This is a genomic window from Haloferax sp. ATCC BAA-644 (assembly GCF_000336975.1).
GTDB lineage: Archaea > Halobacteriota > Halobacteria > Halobacteriales > Haloferacaceae > Haloferax > Haloferax volcanii.
Window position 1 is genome coordinate 1 of the sequence record NZ_AOLF01000030.1, and the last position, 16,718, is coordinate 16,718.

At 65.5% G+C, this 16,718-nt stretch carries 10 protein-coding genes, 1 tRNA gene and 2 rRNA genes; 4 read left to right on the top strand and 9 right to left on the bottom strand.

Going from position 1 to position 16,718, the window contains the following annotated elements; translation table 11 throughout:
- The 4 genes from C458_RS18505 to C458_RS13180 form a co-directional block, all read right to left on the bottom strand.
- Positions 1–298, bottom strand: a 23S ribosomal RNA gene (locus tag C458_RS18505); the annotation flags it as partial.
- Between the two features lie 217 nt (positions 299–515).
- Positions 516–587, bottom strand: a tRNA-Ala gene (locus tag C458_RS13175).
- Between the two features lie 254 nt (positions 588–841).
- Positions 842–2,405 (bottom strand): 16S ribosomal RNA (locus tag C458_RS17935).
- 931 nt (positions 2,406–3,336) lie between these two features.
- Positions 3,337–3,651 carry a non-histone chromosomal MC1 family protein gene (locus tag C458_RS13180; RefSeq protein ID WP_004044781.1) on the bottom strand — a complete coding sequence of 105 codons (315 nt, stop codon included), beginning with the start codon at positions 3,649–3,651 and terminating at the stop codon, positions 3,337–3,339.
- A 237-nt stretch (positions 3,652–3,888) separates the two neighbouring features.
- Between C458_RS13180 and C458_RS13185 the strand changes: the two genes are divergently transcribed.
- From C458_RS13185 to C458_RS13195, 3 genes are all read left to right on the top strand, one after another.
- The gene (locus C458_RS13185) at positions 3,889–4,086 is read left to right on the top strand and encodes a hypothetical protein (protein ID WP_004044784.1); all 198 of its coding nucleotides are present in this window, start codon (positions 3,889–3,891) and stop codon (positions 4,084–4,086) included.
- A 60-nt stretch (positions 4,087–4,146) separates the two neighbouring features.
- Positions 4,147–5,202, top strand: a complete 1,056-nt coding sequence (locus C458_RS13190) for a quinone-dependent dihydroorotate dehydrogenase (protein ID WP_008576388.1) — start codon at positions 4,147–4,149, stop codon at positions 5,200–5,202.
- A gap of 94 nt (positions 5,203–5,296) precedes the next feature.
- A complete protein-coding gene (locus C458_RS13195; RefSeq protein WP_256379213.1) occupies positions 5,297–6,658 on the top strand; it encodes a DUF6498-containing protein in 1,362 nt (453 codons plus the stop codon).
- Between the two features lie 66 nt (positions 6,659–6,724).
- Here the strand turns inward: C458_RS13195 and C458_RS13200 are convergent, their stop codons facing one another.
- The 5 genes from C458_RS13200 to C458_RS13220 form a co-directional block, all read right to left on the bottom strand.
- Positions 6,725–9,337, bottom strand: coding sequence for a valine--tRNA ligase (locus tag C458_RS13200; protein ID WP_008576391.1), 2,613 nt, complete (start codon positions 9,335–9,337; stop codon positions 6,725–6,727).
- A 91-nt stretch (positions 9,338–9,428) separates the two neighbouring features.
- Complete coding sequence (locus C458_RS13205) at positions 9,429–10,634, bottom strand: PLP-dependent aspartate aminotransferase family protein (RefSeq protein WP_008576394.1); 1,206 nt, start codon at positions 10,632–10,634, stop codon at positions 9,429–9,431.
- A gap of 249 nt (positions 10,635–10,883) precedes the next feature.
- Positions 10,884–12,596 (bottom strand): phenylalanine--tRNA ligase subunit beta, encoded by a 1,713-nt coding sequence (gene pheT / locus C458_RS13210; RefSeq protein WP_008576396.1) that lies wholly within the window; start codon positions 12,594–12,596, stop codon positions 10,884–10,886.
- A complete protein-coding gene (locus C458_RS13215; RefSeq protein ID WP_008576398.1) occupies positions 12,596–14,095 on the bottom strand; it encodes a phenylalanine--tRNA ligase subunit alpha in 1,500 nt (499 codons plus the stop codon). The genes pheT and C458_RS13215 overlap by 1 nt, the downstream gene beginning before the upstream one ends.
- Before the next feature lie 279 nt (positions 14,096–14,374).
- Complete coding sequence (locus C458_RS13220) at positions 14,375–15,562, bottom strand: FAD-binding oxidoreductase (protein WP_008576400.1); 1,188 nt, start codon at positions 15,560–15,562, stop codon at positions 14,375–14,377.
- Positions 15,563–15,653: 91 nt separating this feature from the next.
- Here C458_RS13220 and C458_RS13225 point away from each other — a divergent pair, with 91 nt between their 5' ends.
- A complete protein-coding gene (locus C458_RS13225) occupies positions 15,654–16,703 on the top strand; it encodes an ornithine cyclodeaminase family protein (protein ID WP_008576402.1) in 1,050 nt (349 codons plus the stop codon).
- The last annotated feature ends 15 nt before the right edge of the window (positions 16,704–16,718 follow it).

Genomic DNA, 16,718 nt, shown 5'->3' on the forward strand with positions numbered 1-16,718 from the left:
GATCCAGGTCCGTTATGGGTAGTCCGTACACCACATTGCCCGAAGGCTTCGGTTTGGACTGTATCGCGTTCACTCGCCGTTACTAACGACATCGCGGATTGCTTTCTTTTCCTGTTCCTACTAAGATGTTTCAATTCGGAACGTTCCCCATTGCGCGAGGCAATTGCGTGGGGATTCCCATTCGGAGATCCTCAGTTCTTTCCCTCCATGCGGGTCCCTGAGGCTTATCGCAGCTTGGCACGTCCGTCATCGGCTCTCGAGCCGAGCTATCCACCAGCTGGCACAGTAGCCAGTTGATATAGTCACTGTGACCCGGAGAACGGGTCCAGTGGACGCCTGGATTGCACGTACACACGGTTTCATCAAATCCCCTCGGTGACGACCCGAGGCGAATTTTCGACCCTTCCCAACCTCGCTTGCGCGGGATGGTGCATCTGTCGTCAGTATCCATTCAGTCGAAACGTCTTGCCACACTTAAGGGGCACGATCGTTTCGGAGTGGAGTACTGCTTACCATGGACCCACAGGGATTCGAACCCTGGGCATCCTCCTTGCAAAGGAGGCACTCTACCACTGAGCTATGGGCCCGTGTTAGCCCTAGTAGTTCTAAGGTGTCCGAACGGGTGTCATTNGCATCCTCCTTGCAAAGGAGGCACTCTACCACTGAGCTATGGGCCCGTGTTAGCCCTAGTAGTTCTAAGGTGTCCGAACGGGTGTCATTGGTGAACTCGGAAGATCGCGTGTGAGCCACCCCGTCAGGGTGGTCTCGGTTGTTAGGAGGTGATCCAGCCGCAGATTCCCCTACGGCTACCTTGTTACGACTTAAGCCCCCTTGCGAAGCCCAGATTNGATCCAGCCGCAGATTCCCCTACGGCTACCTTGTTACGACTTAAGCCCCCTTGCGAAGCCCAGATTCGACCACCGTGTGGTGGCCTCATCCGGACCTCACTCGGGTGCTTTGACGGGCGGTGTGTGCAAGGAGCAGGGACGTATTCACCGCACTCTATTGAAATGCGATTACTACCGAATCCAGCTTCATGAGGGCGAGTTTCAGCCCTCAATCCGAACTACGATCGAGTTTAGGAGATTAGCGTTCTCTTTCGAGATAGCAACCCATTGTCTCGACCATTGTAGCCCGCGTGTAGCCCAGCTCATTCGGGGCATACTGACCTACCGTTGCCCGTTCCTTCCTCCGCTTTAGCAGCGGCAGTCCTTCTAATGTCCCCAGCCAGTCGAAACTGCTGCTGGCAATTAGAAGTGCGGGTCTCGCTCGTTGCCTGACTTAACAGGACGCCTCACGGTACGAGCTGACGGCGGCCATGCACCTCCTCTCTACAGCGTCGTGATAAGGTCATCAACCTGATCGTCATCACTGTAGTCGGAGCTGGTGAGATGTCCGGCGTTGAGTCCAATTAAACCGCAGGCTCCTCCGGTTGTAGTGCTCCCCCGCCAATTCCTTTAAGTTTCATCCTTGCGGACGTACTTCCCAGGCGGCTCGCTTCTCGGCTTCCCTACGGCACAACACAGGCTCGTAGCCTGTGTCACACCTAGCGAGCATCGTTTACAGCTAGGACTACCCGGGTATCTAATCCGGTTCGAGACCCTAGCTTTCGTCCCTCACCGTCGGATCCGTCTTCTCGAGGTGCTTTCGCCATCGGTGGTCCGTCCAGGATTACGGGATTTCACTCCTACCCCGGACGTACCCCTCGAGCCTTCCGGTCCCAAGCCATGTGGTTTTCACCGGACGCCCGCCAGTTGAGCTGGCGGATTTCCCGATGAACCTTCATGGCCGGCTACGGACGCTTTAGGCCCAATAATATCGGTCATCACTTGAGCTGCCGGTATTACCGCGGCGGCTGGCACCGGTCTTGCCCAGCTCTTATTCCTCGACCGCCTTACAGTCGAGAAAAGCGAGGACTATATGCCCTCGCACTTGGGGTCCCCTTATCGCACTTGCGTGCAGTGTAAAGGTTTCGCGCCTGCTGCGCCCCGTAGGGCCCGGAATCTTGTCTCAGATTCCGTCTCCGGGCTCTTGCTCTCACAACCCGTACCGATTATCGGCACGGTGGGCCGTTACCCCACCGTCTACCTAATCGGCCGCAGACACATCCTACGGCGCCGGAGCGTTTGGGGGAGTCGGCATTTCCAGCGCGACTCCCCTATGAACTATNCCGTCTACCTAATCGGCCGCAGACACATCCTACGGCGCCGGAGCGTTTGGGGGAGTCGGCATTTCCAGCGCGACTCCCCTATGAACTATTAGCCTCAGTTTCCCGAGGTTATCGTTCTCCGTAGGGTAGTTTGTCCACGTGTTACTGAGCTTTCCGCAACGAGTCTAAACTCGTGCAACTAGCATGGCTAAATCGGACCCCAATAGCAATGACCTCCGGCAGGATCAACCGGAATGGGTCGCGACCATTTAAACCTGGTCGCGGGGTGTTGGCGGGNCTAAATCGGACCCCAATAGCAATGACCTCCGGCAGGATCAACCGGAATGGGTCGCGACCATTTAAACCTGGTCGCGGGGTGTTGGCGGGTGAATGGCAGCGGTATGCTGTCAAATCACCGTTCAAAGGTCCGAGTTCGCGTGACATCCGTTCGGATGTCACCGAACTACTAGGGCTAACATCAGATACCGTCTTGCGGCGTACCGCAGGGGCGGAATCCTCATTTCCTTCGGACCTGAATCGAAGCGATTCGAGGGTATAAACCCTTCGAACCTCGTTCGGTTCGGGCCCGGTGAGGCAGGACGCGTTGAATCGCCCTGCAATCGCGGTGTGTCGTTCGCATTCATCCGAAATGCCTTGGACCACTTAAGGCCGTCGTATCGTGGCGACCCCCGGGACGGTGTGTCATCCCGGNCCCTGCAATCGCGGTGTGTCGTTCGCATTCATCCGAAATGCCTTGGACCACTTAAGGCCGTCGTATCGTGGCGACCCCCGGGACGGTGTGTCATCCCGGAGAGCGCTTGACGACCTTGGGGTCGGGGGCGTTCGGTGGAAGCTTTCGGGGGGAGTACCCCCGTGCGCTTCTTCGCATTAGTCCGAATGCCCGGGATACATAAAAGGCCGTCGAACCGATGGCGCTTCGTCATGCGGTTTCATGGCGAGATAACTCATAAGATGATGACAGACTCTCGAAGGGACCGATGCCTCTCGAAGGGATAGATATCGCGCGACTGGAGGCCGGTCGGTCATCCCCCGCGTCGCACGTGCGGTCTGACCGGGTGTCGGTCGCGCAAGCAGACGCTGGCGGCGCTATCTGAAAGGCGTATCGACTGCTCCTCGTTTGTTGCTACGCGTGCGTACGTACGGTAAGAATGTGAACGTCGGTCGGATTACTCGTCGAGGTGTTCGATCCCCTTCTTTGAGACGTTCCCCTTGGTAATCTTCCCCTCCATCCAGCCGGGCTTGTCCTCGGGGGCGCTGCTGTTCCACGCCCACGCGTCGAAGATGTGGACTTTATCAGTCCCTTTCTCCCGGAGTCGAATCTCGACCGCGTCCGACTTCGCGTCGTCCTCGGAGCCGGCGGGGTCGAGTCGTCGGGCCGCCTTGAGTGCCGCCTGTCTCGGCATGCTGCCCGAAAACACGCTCGTCTCTGTACCGTCCTCCTCTCGGAGCACGAAGTTTCGCTTACCGTCCTCGCGTACCATGATTTTCCACCTCTATGGCAATGAACCACATGGCACATGATAAATATATCGCCGGATTTCGACCGACGACGCCGTGTTACTTATAAACCCGACCGATTTGCCGGGCCGCCGACCCCACCGAGGTGGCGACGAGTTTCGATGCGAGACGGTCCGGTTGCGGCGAAAATCACCACTCCACGGAGGGACGGAGACAACACTTATGTATCCCCTGCGGCGAACCAACGGATAGACCCCCAGATGGTCCGGAAAAAGAAGCTCAGTCCGAGTGGCGCCAAAGACGAGAACGGCGAGTACCACAACGTCCACGTCAACCTCCACGAAGACGAACTCGCGGTCGCCGGGATGGAGATCGGAGACGAGGTGTTCGTCCGCGTTCGGGACGGCAAAATCATCATCCAGAAAGCGGACCCAGACCAGGTCGAACACGACTTCTAAGCGCGTGACCCGTATCGTCTCGAACCGACTCGTCCCCAGCGGACGGCCCGACAGACAGCAATGAACCCCTACCGACTCGCCAAACCGCTCCTGTTTTCGCTCCCGCCCGAGACCGCCCACCGGACCATTCACGGCCTACTCGCGGCCGCGCGTGGTACGCCCGCCGAACCGCTCTTGGAGCGGCGCTACCGCGTCGACGACGCCCGGCTCGCCACGCGCGCGTTCGGCCTCGACTTCCCGAACCCGGTCGGCGTCGCGGCCGGCTTCGACAAGAACGCCGAGATACCCACCGTCCTCTCGGCGCTCGGTTTCGGCCACGTCGAGGTCGGCGGCGTCACCGCGGAGCCGCAGCCCGGAAACCCGCGCCCGCGGATGTTCCGCCTCCCCGAAGACGAGGCGCTCATCAACCGTATGGGCCTCAACAACGAGGGCGCGGACGCGGTCGGAGAGCGCCTCGCCGCCGGACACCACCCGGACATCCCCGTCGGCGTCAACCTCGCGCTCTCGGAGGTGACGCCCACCGAGGAGGCCCCCGAGGACTACCGCTACACCTACGAGCGCGTTGCCGACGGCGCGGACTACTTCGTCGTCAACGTCTCGTGTCCCAACAGCGAGGGGTTCCGCGACTTGCAGAACCGCGACTCCCTCGAAGCGATTCTCGGGACGCTCGTCGACGCCGGTGCCGACCCGCTGCTCGTGAAACTCTCGCCGGACCTCCCGGACCCCGCCGTGGAGGACGCGCTCGAAGTCGTCGATGACCTCGGACTCGACGGCGTTATCGCCAGCAACACGACCACTTCGCGGCCCGACACTCTTCGGAACCCGAACCGAGCAGAACGCGGCGGCCTCTCCGGGAAACCCATCGAGGCCGAGGCCACGAACATGATTCGCTTCATCGCCGAGCGGACCGACGTGCCCGTCGTGGGCGTCGGCGGCGTTTCGGACGCCGAAAGCGCCTATCGGAAGATTCGCGCCGGGGCCGAGATGGTCCAACTCTACACGGGCATGATTTACGAGGGGCCGTCTATCGCCCGCGACATCAACCGCGGCCTCCTCGACCTGCTCGACCGCGACGGCTTCGACGACGTGGCAGACGCCGTCGGGTCGGGGCTGTAACGTCGCCCGCGACGACCGCTCACTGCGAGAACCGACCGCCCGCGTCTCGGTGCCGAACCGAAGACTGATTTTCCGCCCGGTCGCTTGACAAATCGTGCGCCCGCCCTCCACTCGTGACTCCGGCGTGCTCGCGGTTCTCGTCTCGAACGCCGTCGCGCCGCTCGGCGTCCTGTTTCTCGGTTGGGCACCGGCCGCGCTCTTCGGCGTGTTCGTCGCCGAAATCGCCGCCGTGCTGTGGTGGACGCTCGTGAAGATACCCTTCGCGGCCAAGCGCCCCAACAACGCCATCGGTGACGGGGACCGGCTGTTCGGCCCGTTGCAGGCCAAACGAGGGTCAGTTTCGCTCCCCGACCCCCTGCCGCAGTTCTATCCGCGGAACGTCCCGACGCTCCTCATCGCGGCGTTCCTGCTCGTCCCGCTCGAACTCGCCGTCGCCTTCGTCGCGTTCGGCCTGACCGACCCGGTCGTCACCGACGAGGTCGCCGGACAAATCCTGCTGGGCGGCGCGGGTGTGTTCGTCGGGCGGGGCGTCGAAACGGTTACCAAATACTTCGCCGCGGGCGGCTACCGCGAGCACTCCGCGCGGTCGGTGTTGCTTCCCCCGTTCAAGCTCCTGTTCGCCGCCGGACTGCTGATGTTCGTCTTCGGGCCGTTCGCGGTCGAACTCGAAAACGACGTGTTCCTCGTGGTTCTCGTCGGCCTGAAACTCCTCTACGACCTCCGCGCGCTCCAGCTCGAACGGAGCGAAACGCGGGGCGTCTTCTACCGCCTCTACGGGAGCGAAGAGACCGAGATAGAACCGGTTCCGGTCGAGGAGCCGACGGGAGCGCCGACCTATCGAACCGCGCCCGCCCGCGCGGTCGCCCTCACCGATGCGGCCTACCAGAGCCTCCGGTACACGGCCACCAGCGGCGTGCTGTGGTGCTACGGCGTCGCCGCCGCGCTCGTCTTCTTCGGCGCGTGGACGTTCGCGCTCGCGCCGCTCGCCCTCGCCGCCGCGTTCGGAACCCTCCGGGGGGTCTCCCGCTATCTCGAAACCGGCCCCGTCGAGTTCCGGTGCTACGGGGACGTACTCGTCGCCCACGACGCGCTGTTAGACGAGCCGCAAGCCCGCCTCGAACGCGCCGCGGTCACCGAGGTCGGCGCGTCCACCGACGCCGTCGACCGCCTGTTCGGCACGGAGACGATACGGTTCGAGACCGGCGTGGACACGACACCGGACGTGCAACTCACCGTCCCCGATCCCGAGGAGGTCCGCACCGACGACGCGAACGCGAACCATCCGATGACGGTTCCCCACGTCGAAGACGCGGCCGCGGTGCTGGACGCCTTCGACGGCGGCGAAACCGAGGCTGAAGCTGAGTCGGAGGCGGAGACGGAATCTGAGACCGAGACCGAGGCTGAGACCGAGACCGAGGCTGAGACCGAGACACCGGTTCCGAGCCGCGACGACTGATGAGCCGCGGGCTGGGCGACCGAGTACCGACAAAAGAACGCGAACGAAAACGACCGAGTCGCCGCCTCAGTCGGCGTGCTGGACGATGACGACGGCGTCGCCGGCTTCGAGCATGTCGCCCTCGCCGACGTACTCGCGGGACTCCTCGATGGTGAACATCTCGGGGGCGAGTTCGACGCCCGCGACGTGCATCACGCCGTCTTCGACCTCGTAGTCGTCGCCTTCGAGCGCGGCCTCGATGTCCGGGACCTGCGCGCCGTACTCGGGGCCGACGAGCGAGTAGTCGAGGTCGACGCCGGTCACGACCGACTCGATTTCGGGCTCCTCGTCGAGGAGTTCGAGTTTCTCGATGTGCATCACGCCACTCACGTCCTCCTCGAAGCCGTGGATGTCGCCGTACACTTCCACGAGGTCGACCGGGGCGTTCATCGAGAGCTGGTTGTCGCTTTTGTACTTGCGGAGCGCGCCGACGACGGCCATCGCGGTCTCGCCGGCCGCCACGTCGGCGTCGAGACCGAGCGGTTCGGGCCACGACTGGTCGTGGACGCTCGCCTCGTCGTACATGTCGCGCCAGAGTTCCTCCGTGACGTGCGCGAGGATGGGCGCGAAGCAGGCCAGGAACCGCTTGTGGGCGGTCTGGAGCGTGTACGCCGCCGAGGGGTCGTCGCCCTCGCGGACGCGCTGTTTGGCGATTTCGAGGTAGTCGTCGCAGAACGTGTGCCAGAAGAAACTCCGCAGGCGGTCGCGGGCCTTCGAGAACTCGCGGTTCTCCAGTTTCTCCGTGACGAACTCGAGTTCGCGGTCGAGCGACGCGAGCAGCCAGCGGTCGATGGCCTTCAGGTCGTCGTGGTCGAACTCGGCGGGCGCGTCCTCGGTGAGGCTCTCGACGAGCTTCGAGGCGTTCCAGAGCTTCCGCATGAGCTTCTCGCCCGCGACGAGTCCCTTCTCCTGGTACGGCAGGTCGTCGCCGACGGCGCTCCCGGCGGCCCAGTAGCGGGCGGCGTCGACCGGGAACTTCTCTAGAACCTCGTCCGGCGAGACGACGTTGCCGACGGACTTCGACATCTTCTCGCGGTTCTCGTCGAGGACCATCCCGTTTATCATGACGCTGTCGAACGGGACCTCGCCGGTGTGCTCGTAGCACTTGACGACCGTGTGGAACAGCCAAAAGGAGATGATGTCGTGGCCCTGCGGGCGCATGTCGAACGGGTAGAGTTCGGCCCGTTCGAGTTCCATCGCCTCCGTCTCGGGGTTCCAGTCCCAACCGCCGTTGATGAGGGGCGTGAGCGACGAGGTGGCCCACGTGTCGAACACGTCGTCCTCGGCGGTGAACTCGTCGTGGCCGCACTCGGGACAGGACTCGACCGGCGGGTCGTCCGAAAGCGGGTCGACCGGCAGGTCCTCGCGGTCGGCCACGACGACGTGCTCGCAGTCCTCGCAGTACCAGACCGGGAACGGAATCCCCGAGGAGCGCTGCCGCGAGATGGCCCAGTCCCATTGGAGCCCCTCAATCCAGTTTTTGTACCGCGTGAACATCTTCTCGGGGTACCAGTCCATCTGCTCGCCGGCTTCGAGATACTCCTCGCGCTTGTCGAGCAGTTTGATGTACCACTGGTCTTTGACGAGGAACTCGACGCTCGTGCCGCAGCGCTCGTGGACGTTGACCGTGTGGGTGATGGCGCGCTTGTCGAGGAGCGCCCCGGCGTCGTCGAGGTCGGAGACGATGGCCTCCCGCGCCTCGTCGGCGGAGAGCCCGGCGTAGTCGTCGGCCTCCTCGGTCATCGTGCCGGACTCGTCGATGGCGACGCGGAGCGGCAGGTCGTGGGCCTGATACCACTCGATGTCGGTCTGGTCACCGAAGGTACAGCACATGACGAGGCCCGTGCCCGTTTCGAGGTCGACGCGCTCGTCTTCGAGGATGGGAACCCGCTGTCCGAACAGCGGAATCTCGGCTTCCTGGCCGACGAGGTGCGCGTTGTCGTCGTCGTCGGGGTGGACGAAGACGGCGACGCAGGCGGGGAGCAGTTCGGGGCGCGTCGTGGAGATGACGAACGACTCCTCGGAATCGGCCACGCCGAACTCGATGTCGTGGAAGTGCGACCCCTGCTCGTCGTCTTCGGTCTCGACCTGCGAGATGGCGGTCTCGCACTCGGGACACCAGATGGCGGGCGCGCGCTGGCGGTACTGCCGCCCCTTGTCGTAGAGGTCGATAAAGGAGAGCTGAGAGACGCGCTGGACCTCGGGCGAAATCGTCTGGTACGTCTGGTCCCAGTCGATGGAGATGCCGAGGTTCTGCATCTTCTCCGTGAACTCGCCTTCGTACTCCGCCGTGACCTCGCGGCAGAGCTTCTGGAACTCGCGTCGCTCGTAGTCCTGGTGTTTGATGCCGAGTTCGTCTTCGGTCAGGAGCTCCGACGCGATGCCGTTGTCGTCGTAACCGAACGGGAAGTACACCTCGTCGCCGCGCATCCGGTTGAACCGGGCGACGAAGTCTTGGAGGGTGAAGCCGTAGACGTGGCCCCAATGCAAGCTTCCGGACACCGTCGGCGGCGGTGAGTCGATAGAGAAGACGGTGTCGGGGTCTACCGCACGCTCCGGGTACGCGTACAGGTCTTCGTCGACCCACCTCTCTTGCCACTTCGCCTCGACGGTTTCCGGGTCGTATTCTCCGCTCGGCATTGCGTTGGCGTACCTACAACCGGGCGGACTGTTAAACGCCTCGGTTAAGTGCCCGAGGGGACGGAATTCGGCCGTGCGAGCCCCGGACTCCTCAGAGGACCGACAGCGCCGACGCGAGGTCCGAGCGCAGGTCGTCGACGTGCTCGACGCCCACCGACAGCCGCAACAGCGAATCGGAGATGCCGAGCGCGTCGCGTTCGGTCTGCGAGAGCGGCGAGTGCGTCATCGTCGCCGGGTGCTCGATGAGGCTCTCGACGCCGCCGAGGCTGACCGCCAGCGGGAACTCCCGGAGTGCGCCGAGGAACTCGGCGGTCCCGTCGAGGTCGGTGTCGAGTTCGAACGACAACACGCCGCCGAAGCCGGACTGCTGGCGGGCTGCGAGGTCGTGCTGCGGATGGGACTCCAGCCCCGGATACAGCACTCGCGTCACCGCCTCGTGGGAGTCGAGGAAGTCGGCGATTTCCATCGCGTTGGCCTCGTGCTGGCGCATCCGCAGGGGGAGCGTCTTGATGCCCCGAAGCGTCAGGTAGGAGTCGAACGGCGAGAGCATCGACCCCATGCCGACCCGCTGGAGGAACGTGAGCTCCTCTAGTACGTCCTCGCGGTCGGTGACGACCGCGCCGCCGATGGAATCCGAATGACCGTTGAGGTACTTCGTGGTGCTGTGGACGACCACGTCGGCCCCGAGCGACAGCGGGTTCTGGAACTGCGGGCTGAGGAACGTGTTGTCCACGCCGAAGACCGCGTCGCCCTCGTCGGCAATGGCCGCGATGGCCTCGATGTCGCAGAGGTGCATGAGCGGGTTCGTCGGCGTCTCCATCCAGACGAGCGCCGTCTCCTCGCGCATCGCGGCCGCGACGTTCTCGGGGTCGGTGGCGTCGACGAACGACACGTCCACGTTCAGTCGGTCGGTGAACAGCCGGGTGAGCATCGTCTTCGTCCCGCCGTAGAGGTCCTCGAACGCGACGATGTGGTCGCCCGGCCGGACCACCGCGGTCATCGTCGCCGCGATGGCCGCCGTGCCGGAGACGAACGCCAGCGCGTGGTCGGCCCCTTCGAGCGCCGCGAGCCGGTGTTCCAGCGCGTTCCGCGTCGGATTCGACAGCCGCGAGTAGAGGTACTCGCCCGCGTCGGGGTCGAGCGTCTCCAAGTCCGCGTCGGGGTCGATGCTCGGCACCGCGTAGGTCGACGAGAGGTGGACCGGAACGACGACGTCCTCGACGCCCGGGGCCGGGGCCTGCCCCCGCTCGCCGTGGGTCACCGCCAGCGTCTCGCGGCGTACTTCATTATCGTTCATACAAGAAACGCGACGACTCGCGTCCTAAAGGTTTCTATCGGGTTCCGAGAGAATGCATGAAAAGAATTACTGGCGGCGTAGAATTACCAATAGTTATTCGTGGTTGGTTCGTGGACTCTCAAAAATCTGGACCAAAAACGACCGCCTGAACCTCTACGCCAGCGCCGACAGGTCGATGCTCCCACCTTTTTCCGCGACTCGCACCGCTCGTCGCGCAAAAATCTGGACCAAAAAGTACCGTCCGAACCTCTACGCCAGCGCCGACAGGTCGAACTCGAACGCCGCGACCGGCAGTTCGAGGTCGTGGTCGACGATGACCTTCGGGTGGAGTTCCCCGACGACGCCGACTTCCTCGCCGTCGATGACGACCGCGGCGGTGCGGCCGTCGATGAACGACGGGTGGTCGGTCGCGGGCGTCTCCAGTTCCGCGTCGAAGTCGCGGCAGAGCGCCGCGAGGCGGGCTTTCGCGTCCTCGTAGGTCGCGTCGTGACGGGCGAGGACGGCCGCGACGTGGCGGGCCTCGGCGACGCGGGTGTTCTCGTCGTCGTCGCGGTGGGCGACGTGGCCGATTTCCGCGAGGTCCTGCGGGTACGCCCGGTGGGTGTTGTTCTCCAGCACCATCGTCAGCGAGGGCAGCACCCACGTCCGAAGCATGGTGTAGTCCTCGCTGTACGGTTCGGTGATGGAGGCGGGTTCGCCGCCGCCGAGATACTCGGAGCCGACCTCAACATCCATGCGCTCGTAGTTCTCCGCCTCCGAAATCATGTGGAAGTTGAGCAGGTCCTCGAAGCCGAGGCCGACGAGCGAGGTGCGGACGGCGTCTTCGAGTCGGGAGCGCTCGTGACGCTGGCCGACCGTCCCCACGTCGGGGTAGCGCGGTTCGAGTTCGTTGAAGCCGTAGGCGCGGCCCACGTCGTCGACGAGGTCGAGCGGGTGGAGCACATCCACGCGGTACGGCGGAATGGAGACCTCGTAGACGGTCTCCTCACCTAACTCGGCGTCCGCGTCGAGGCCGGAGCGCTCGAACAGGTCGATGACCTCGTCCAGCTCCAACTCGACGCCGAGGACCGTCTCGATGCGGTCGTGGGAGACGTGTTTCGTCTCGACTTCGAAGTCTGGCTTCGTGACGGTACCCGTCTCGTACTGGACCTCGACCTCCTCGATGGTCGCCCCGCGGGCGGCCAGCGCGTAGCAGATGATGTTGCACATCCGGTCGATGGTCCACTGGTCGGTGCCGGTGAGTTCGACGAGCAGGTCGCGGGAGTCCGTCGACACCTCGGTCCGGCGGCCGTTGATGACCGGCGGGAACGAAAACAGGCCGATTTCGTCGTAGATGGCCGGATAGCGGTCGTACTCGCTCACGAGGTCGGCGTACTTCCGCCCGGTGTCGTGCCGTTCGAGCACCTCGGCGGGCGTGAGTTCGTCGTTGGAGTCGAGCGCGACGAACGTGTCGCCGTCGGGTTCGATGCCCGTGTACGTGATGGAGTTGCCGGAGGCGTTCTCCGAGAGCACGTCGCCTTTCAGCATCGTCAGGTCGTGGATGCCGATGGCTCCCTTGGCGCGCTTGCGGCCCATCGTCGCGTGGAGCTTCTCCTGCAACTGGATGAGCGAGTCGAGCGCGGCGTCGTCCAAGTCGACCCCGCGGACGACCGCGCCCGTGACGTAGGGGCGCTCGTCGGGCACGTCGTCGTCGACGACGAAGGTCCAGTCGGGGTCGTTCGTGTTCGGCACCGAGACGCCGCGGGCGTCGCCGTACTGGTAGCGAAGCGAGCGGGCGACGCCCTCGACCGACAGGCGGTCGAGGCGGTCGGGTCCGAACTCCAGTTGGAACGCCCCGTCGTCGGTGACGCCCTCGAACTCCAGTCCGAGCGCGAACAGGTCGTCTTTGAACTCCTCGTCGGATTTGTCTTCGTGGCCGGTCAGGCGGCGCAGTTCGTCGGGTTGAACGTCGACTACGGGCATTACTTGAGCACCTCCGTCTCGCGGAGCAGGTCGAGGTCGCACAGCGTTCCGTGCACGTCGCGGATGTCGTCGAAGCCGTACATGAGCATCAACAGGCGTTCGAGGGCGAGGCCCCACGCCATCACGTCGCAGTCGACGCCGAGCGGCCGCAGGACTTCCTCGCGGAACATCCCGGAGTTACCGATTTCGATGAGTTCGCCCGTCTCGGGGTGTCGGCCGAACAGCTCGAACGACGGCTCCGTGTAGGGGTTGTAGTGCGGCTTGAACTGGATGTCCGTGATGCCGAAGTGGGAGTAGAACTCCTCGAAGGTTCCCATCAGGTCGCGCACCGAGAGGTCCTCGGCCATCACCCAGCCCTCAATCTGGTAGAACTCCAAGAGGTGCGTCGGGTCGAGCGTGTCGTTGCGGTACACCTTCTCGACCGAGAAGTACCGCTGCGGCGGCTCTAACTCCCCGACCTCGTGGCCCGAGAGGTAGCGCATCGACAGCGACGTGGTGTGGCCGCGGAGCGCGATGGCCCGCGCGAAGTCCTCGGACCACGGCGAGTGGTAGCCGTCGCCGTCGTCGCCGACGCCCTCTAAGTGGGCGTCGCGGACGTTGTCGATGAGGTCCTCGGGGATGTCCTCCATCGGCGGCACGTCGAGGGCGAAGCGGTCCCAGTGGGTGCGCGCCGGGTGGTCCTGCGGCATGAACAGACAGTCGTTGATCCAGAAGTCCGCGTCGGCGTGCGGGCCTTCCATCTCGGCGAAGCCCATGCCGGTGAGCACGTCCTTCACGCGGTCGGCGGTCTGCCGGAGGATGTGCTTTTTCCCGCCGCGGGCCTCGGGCGCGTCGGCCTCGACGTTGTACTCCGTGAACTCCACGTCCGCCCACTCGCCGGAGGTGAGCATCTCGGGGGTGAGGCGGTCGACCGTCTCGGCCGCCTCGACGCCCTCCATCAGCGCCGTGACGCCCTCGTCGGTGAGGGTGACCGCGCGGATGGTGCGCTCGTGGCGGACCACGAGGTTCCGCGATTCGAGCTGGTCGAGCACGTCGTCGGCGACGGACTCGCCCGCGGCGAGGGCCGCGAGCGCGGCGGCCTCCTCGTCGGCCTCGGGGTCGGCGTCCGCGTCGGGCGCGAGTTCGCCCGAATCGATGGTCCCGTAGCCCTTGCGCGCGAAGTTCGACAGCGCGATGTCGACCTGCGGGCCGCCGAGGGAGGACGCGCCGATGACCTGTCCCATCGGGACCGACTCGCCGTCGCCCGCGTCGAGCGCGGCGCGGTAGAGCCGGACCTCGGGAAGGCCCTCGTCGGCGTACTCGACGCCCTCGTCTGTCAGTTCGACGGACTCCGCCGTGGTCTCGGTGACCGAGACGAGTCCCTCGTCGCGGAGGTCGAAGACCGCGCCCGTCACCGTCTCGGGCTTCTGGTCCGTCGCCTCCGCGAGCTGTGCAATCGTTCGTTCGTCCGTGGCGCTCGCGGCGTTCAACACCGCGACCTGTGATTCCGGAAGTCGCATCTGGTTCGTTGTGGCGTTAGCCGTCTGGTGGTCGGTTAGCAGTTTCGAAGCCTCGCCGCGCTGGCGGGGCTGACCGGCGGGGTCGGTTTCGTCCGGCGGGCGCGGTGACGCTCGGCCGGAGTCCGCCGACCTCAGGCGGTCAGAAAGAAAACTCCGAACCCGTCGGTGGTCGGTTCGCTCGCTCGCGCCCCGCGTTCGGGTTCGGATGCCATACGCGACCGATTGTGAGTGCCGAGTAAAAACGTTCCGCGTCGGCACCGCGCCGCCCGACGGGCCCTCCTACGCGACGTTCCGCTCGCGGAGCGTCTCGCCCGATTCGAACCGGTCGAGCGACAGCGCCGACACGTCCACCTCGCAGGCGTCCTCGCCGAGACAGAGGTCGGCGACGGCCTCGCCCGTGGCGGGCGCGTGCTGGAAGCCGTGGCCCGAGAAGCCCGCGGCGACGACGAGACCGGGGGCCGCCTCGTCCAGAATCGCGTGGTGGTCGGGCGTCACGGCGTACAGCCCGGCCCACCCGTTTCGAATCCGCGTCTCCGGGCCGAAGTAGGCCGCGGCGTCGTCGGCCCGCTCGGTCGCCTCCACCGCCCACTCCACGTCCATCGACTCGTCGAACCGGTCGGGGTCCACGTCGGGGTCCGTCTCAGAGAAGTGCCCGCCGACGATGGCGGTCCCCTCCCGCTCCGGGCGGAAGTACGCCCCCGTGTCGAGGTCGATGGTCAGCGGGGCGTCCGCGGGGAGGTCGCCTTCGGGTTCGACGACGGCTATCTGTCGGCGGCGCGGCGCGAGTGGGAGGTCGACGCCGGCGAGCGCCGCGACCCGGTCCGACCACGCGCCCGCCGCGACGACCACGGCGTCGGCGTCGATGGGACCGTCCGGCGTCTCGGCCCGCCAGCCGCCGGCGTCGGGAGTGGCTCCCGCATCGACCGAGCCACCGCCGTCACCGACGCGAGCGAGGTCGGTCACGGGCGTCTTCGTCCGAACGTCGACGCCGGCGGCGCGGACCGCGTCCGAGTAGCCCTGCACCGCGGAGTGCGGGTCTGCGACGCCGTCGGCCGCCGAGAACGTCGCCGCGACGAACGACTCGGTTCGGAGTTCCGGGAGGTACTCGGCGGCCTCCGCGGGCGAGAGGACGCGACTCGGCGCGCCCGCGTCGGTCTGCATGGCGACGTTTTCTCTGAACGCCGCGGCGGTCGCCTCGGTCCGGGCGAGAAAGAGGTAGCCCGAGCGCCGGTAGTCGATGTCGATGCCGAACTCGTCCGCGAAGGACTCCCAGACTGGGACGCTGGCGAGCGAGAGGTCGACGTTCACGCGCGTCGAGAACTGCGTTCGGATGCCGCCCGCCGCGCGACCCGTACTGCCGCCGCCGAGCGTTCCCGCCTCGCAGACGGTGACCTCGGCCCCGCGACCGGCCAGCGCGTGGGCGCAGGCGAGTCCGACGACCCCGCCGCCGACGATGAGGACGTGCATGGTCCCGTCTGAGTCGCCACCGACATGAGTGTGTCTGTCACATACTGTCAAGAGACACTGTTTTCACGCGGCCGCGGAGAGTAGTTCGGGTATGGTCCGTATTCTCTCCGCCGACGCCGTCGGCGGGTTACTCTCGCTCGCGGAGCTGTTCCCGGTCGTCGAGGAGGCGTTCGTCAAGCAGGGCCGCGGCGAGGTCGAACGCCCGCCACGGCCGCACTTTCCGGTGGGTAGCGACATCGACAGAGTCCGGGACGGGACGAACGGAAACGGCGTCGCGGGCGCGGGAACGGAAACGCGCTCGGGTTCGAAACCGACGGAGCAGGACGGCCCGCTCGGCACCGGCCTCACCATGCCGGCGTACATCCACGGCCGCGAGGTGTACGCGACGAAACTCGCGGCCGTCCACCCGGAAAACTGCGCTCACGGCCTTCCGACGGTGAACGCGCAGGTCGTCCTCACCGACGCGACGACCGGTCTCCCGCTCGCGCTCCTCGACGGGACGACGATTACCAGCGCCCGGACGGGCTGTATCGGCGGGCTCGCCGCGGAGTCCCTCGGGACCGACCCGGTCCGCCTGGGCGTCCTCGGCGCGGGCGCGCAGGCTCGCTGGCAGAGCCGCGCTATCGCCGTCGGTTCCGCGGTCGAATCGGTCCGCGTCTACTCCCCGAGCGACTCCCGCGAGGCGTGCGCCGCCGCCCTCCGCGAAGACGGCGTCCCCGCCGAGGCCGTCGATTCCCCCGAAGCGGCCGTCTCCGGCGCGAACGTCGTCGTCACCGCGACGACCAGCGAGACGCCCGTCTTCGACGGCTCGTGGCTCGACCCCGGAACGCTCGTCGTCGCCGTCGGAGCCTTCACGCCCGAGGCGCGCGAACTCGACGCCGAGACGTTCGAGCGAGCCGCGCGGGTGTTCGCCGACGTGCCCGAGGAAGTGGCCGACATCGGTGACGTTCGCGGGGCCAACCTCGACGAGTCCGACCTGCTTCCGCTCTCGGCCGTCTTCGAGGGCGACGCCGGCCGCGACGGCGACGACGAGACTCTGGTGGTCGAGAGCGTCGGGTCGGCGGTGCTCGACGCCGCGACCGCCGAGTACCTCTACGAGAAGTCGAGCGCGCGCGGCGTGGGAGAAGAAGTGGGGTTGTGAGCGGTCGGTAGTGTT

Bases quoted from the DNA above. Each gene is read 5' to 3' on its own strand.
- C458_RS13180 (WP_004044781.1), bottom strand. From the start codon at position 3,651: ATGGTACGCGAGGACGGTAAGCGAAACTTCGTGCTCCGAGAGGAGGAC.
- C458_RS13185 (WP_004044784.1), top strand. From the start codon at position 3,889: ATGGTCCGGAAAAAGAAGCTCAGTCCGAGTGGCGCCAAAGACGAGAAC.
- C458_RS13190 (WP_008576388.1), top strand. From the start codon at position 4,147: ATGAACCCCTACCGACTCGCCAAACCGCTCCTGTTTTCGCTCCCGCCC.
- C458_RS13200 (WP_008576391.1), bottom strand. From the start codon at position 9,337: ATGCCGAGCGGAGAATACGACCCGGAAACCGTCGAGGCGAAGTGGCAA.
- C458_RS13205 (WP_008576394.1), bottom strand. From the start codon at position 10,634: ATGAACGATAATGAAGTACGCCGCGAGACGCTGGCGGTGACCCACGGC.
- pheT (WP_008576396.1), bottom strand. From the start codon at position 12,596: ATGCCCGTAGTCGACGTTCAACCCGACGAACTGCGCCGCCTGACCGGC.
- C458_RS13215 (WP_008576398.1), bottom strand. From the start codon at position 14,095: ATGCGACTTCCGGAATCACAGGTCGCGGTGTTGAACGCCGCGAGCGCC.
- C458_RS13220 (WP_008576400.1), bottom strand. From the start codon at position 15,562: ATGCACGTCCTCATCGTCGGCGGCGGGGTCGTCGGACTCGCCTGCGCC.
- C458_RS13225 (WP_008576402.1), top strand. From the start codon at position 15,654: ATGGTCCGTATTCTCTCCGCCGACGCCGTCGGCGGGTTACTCTCGCTC.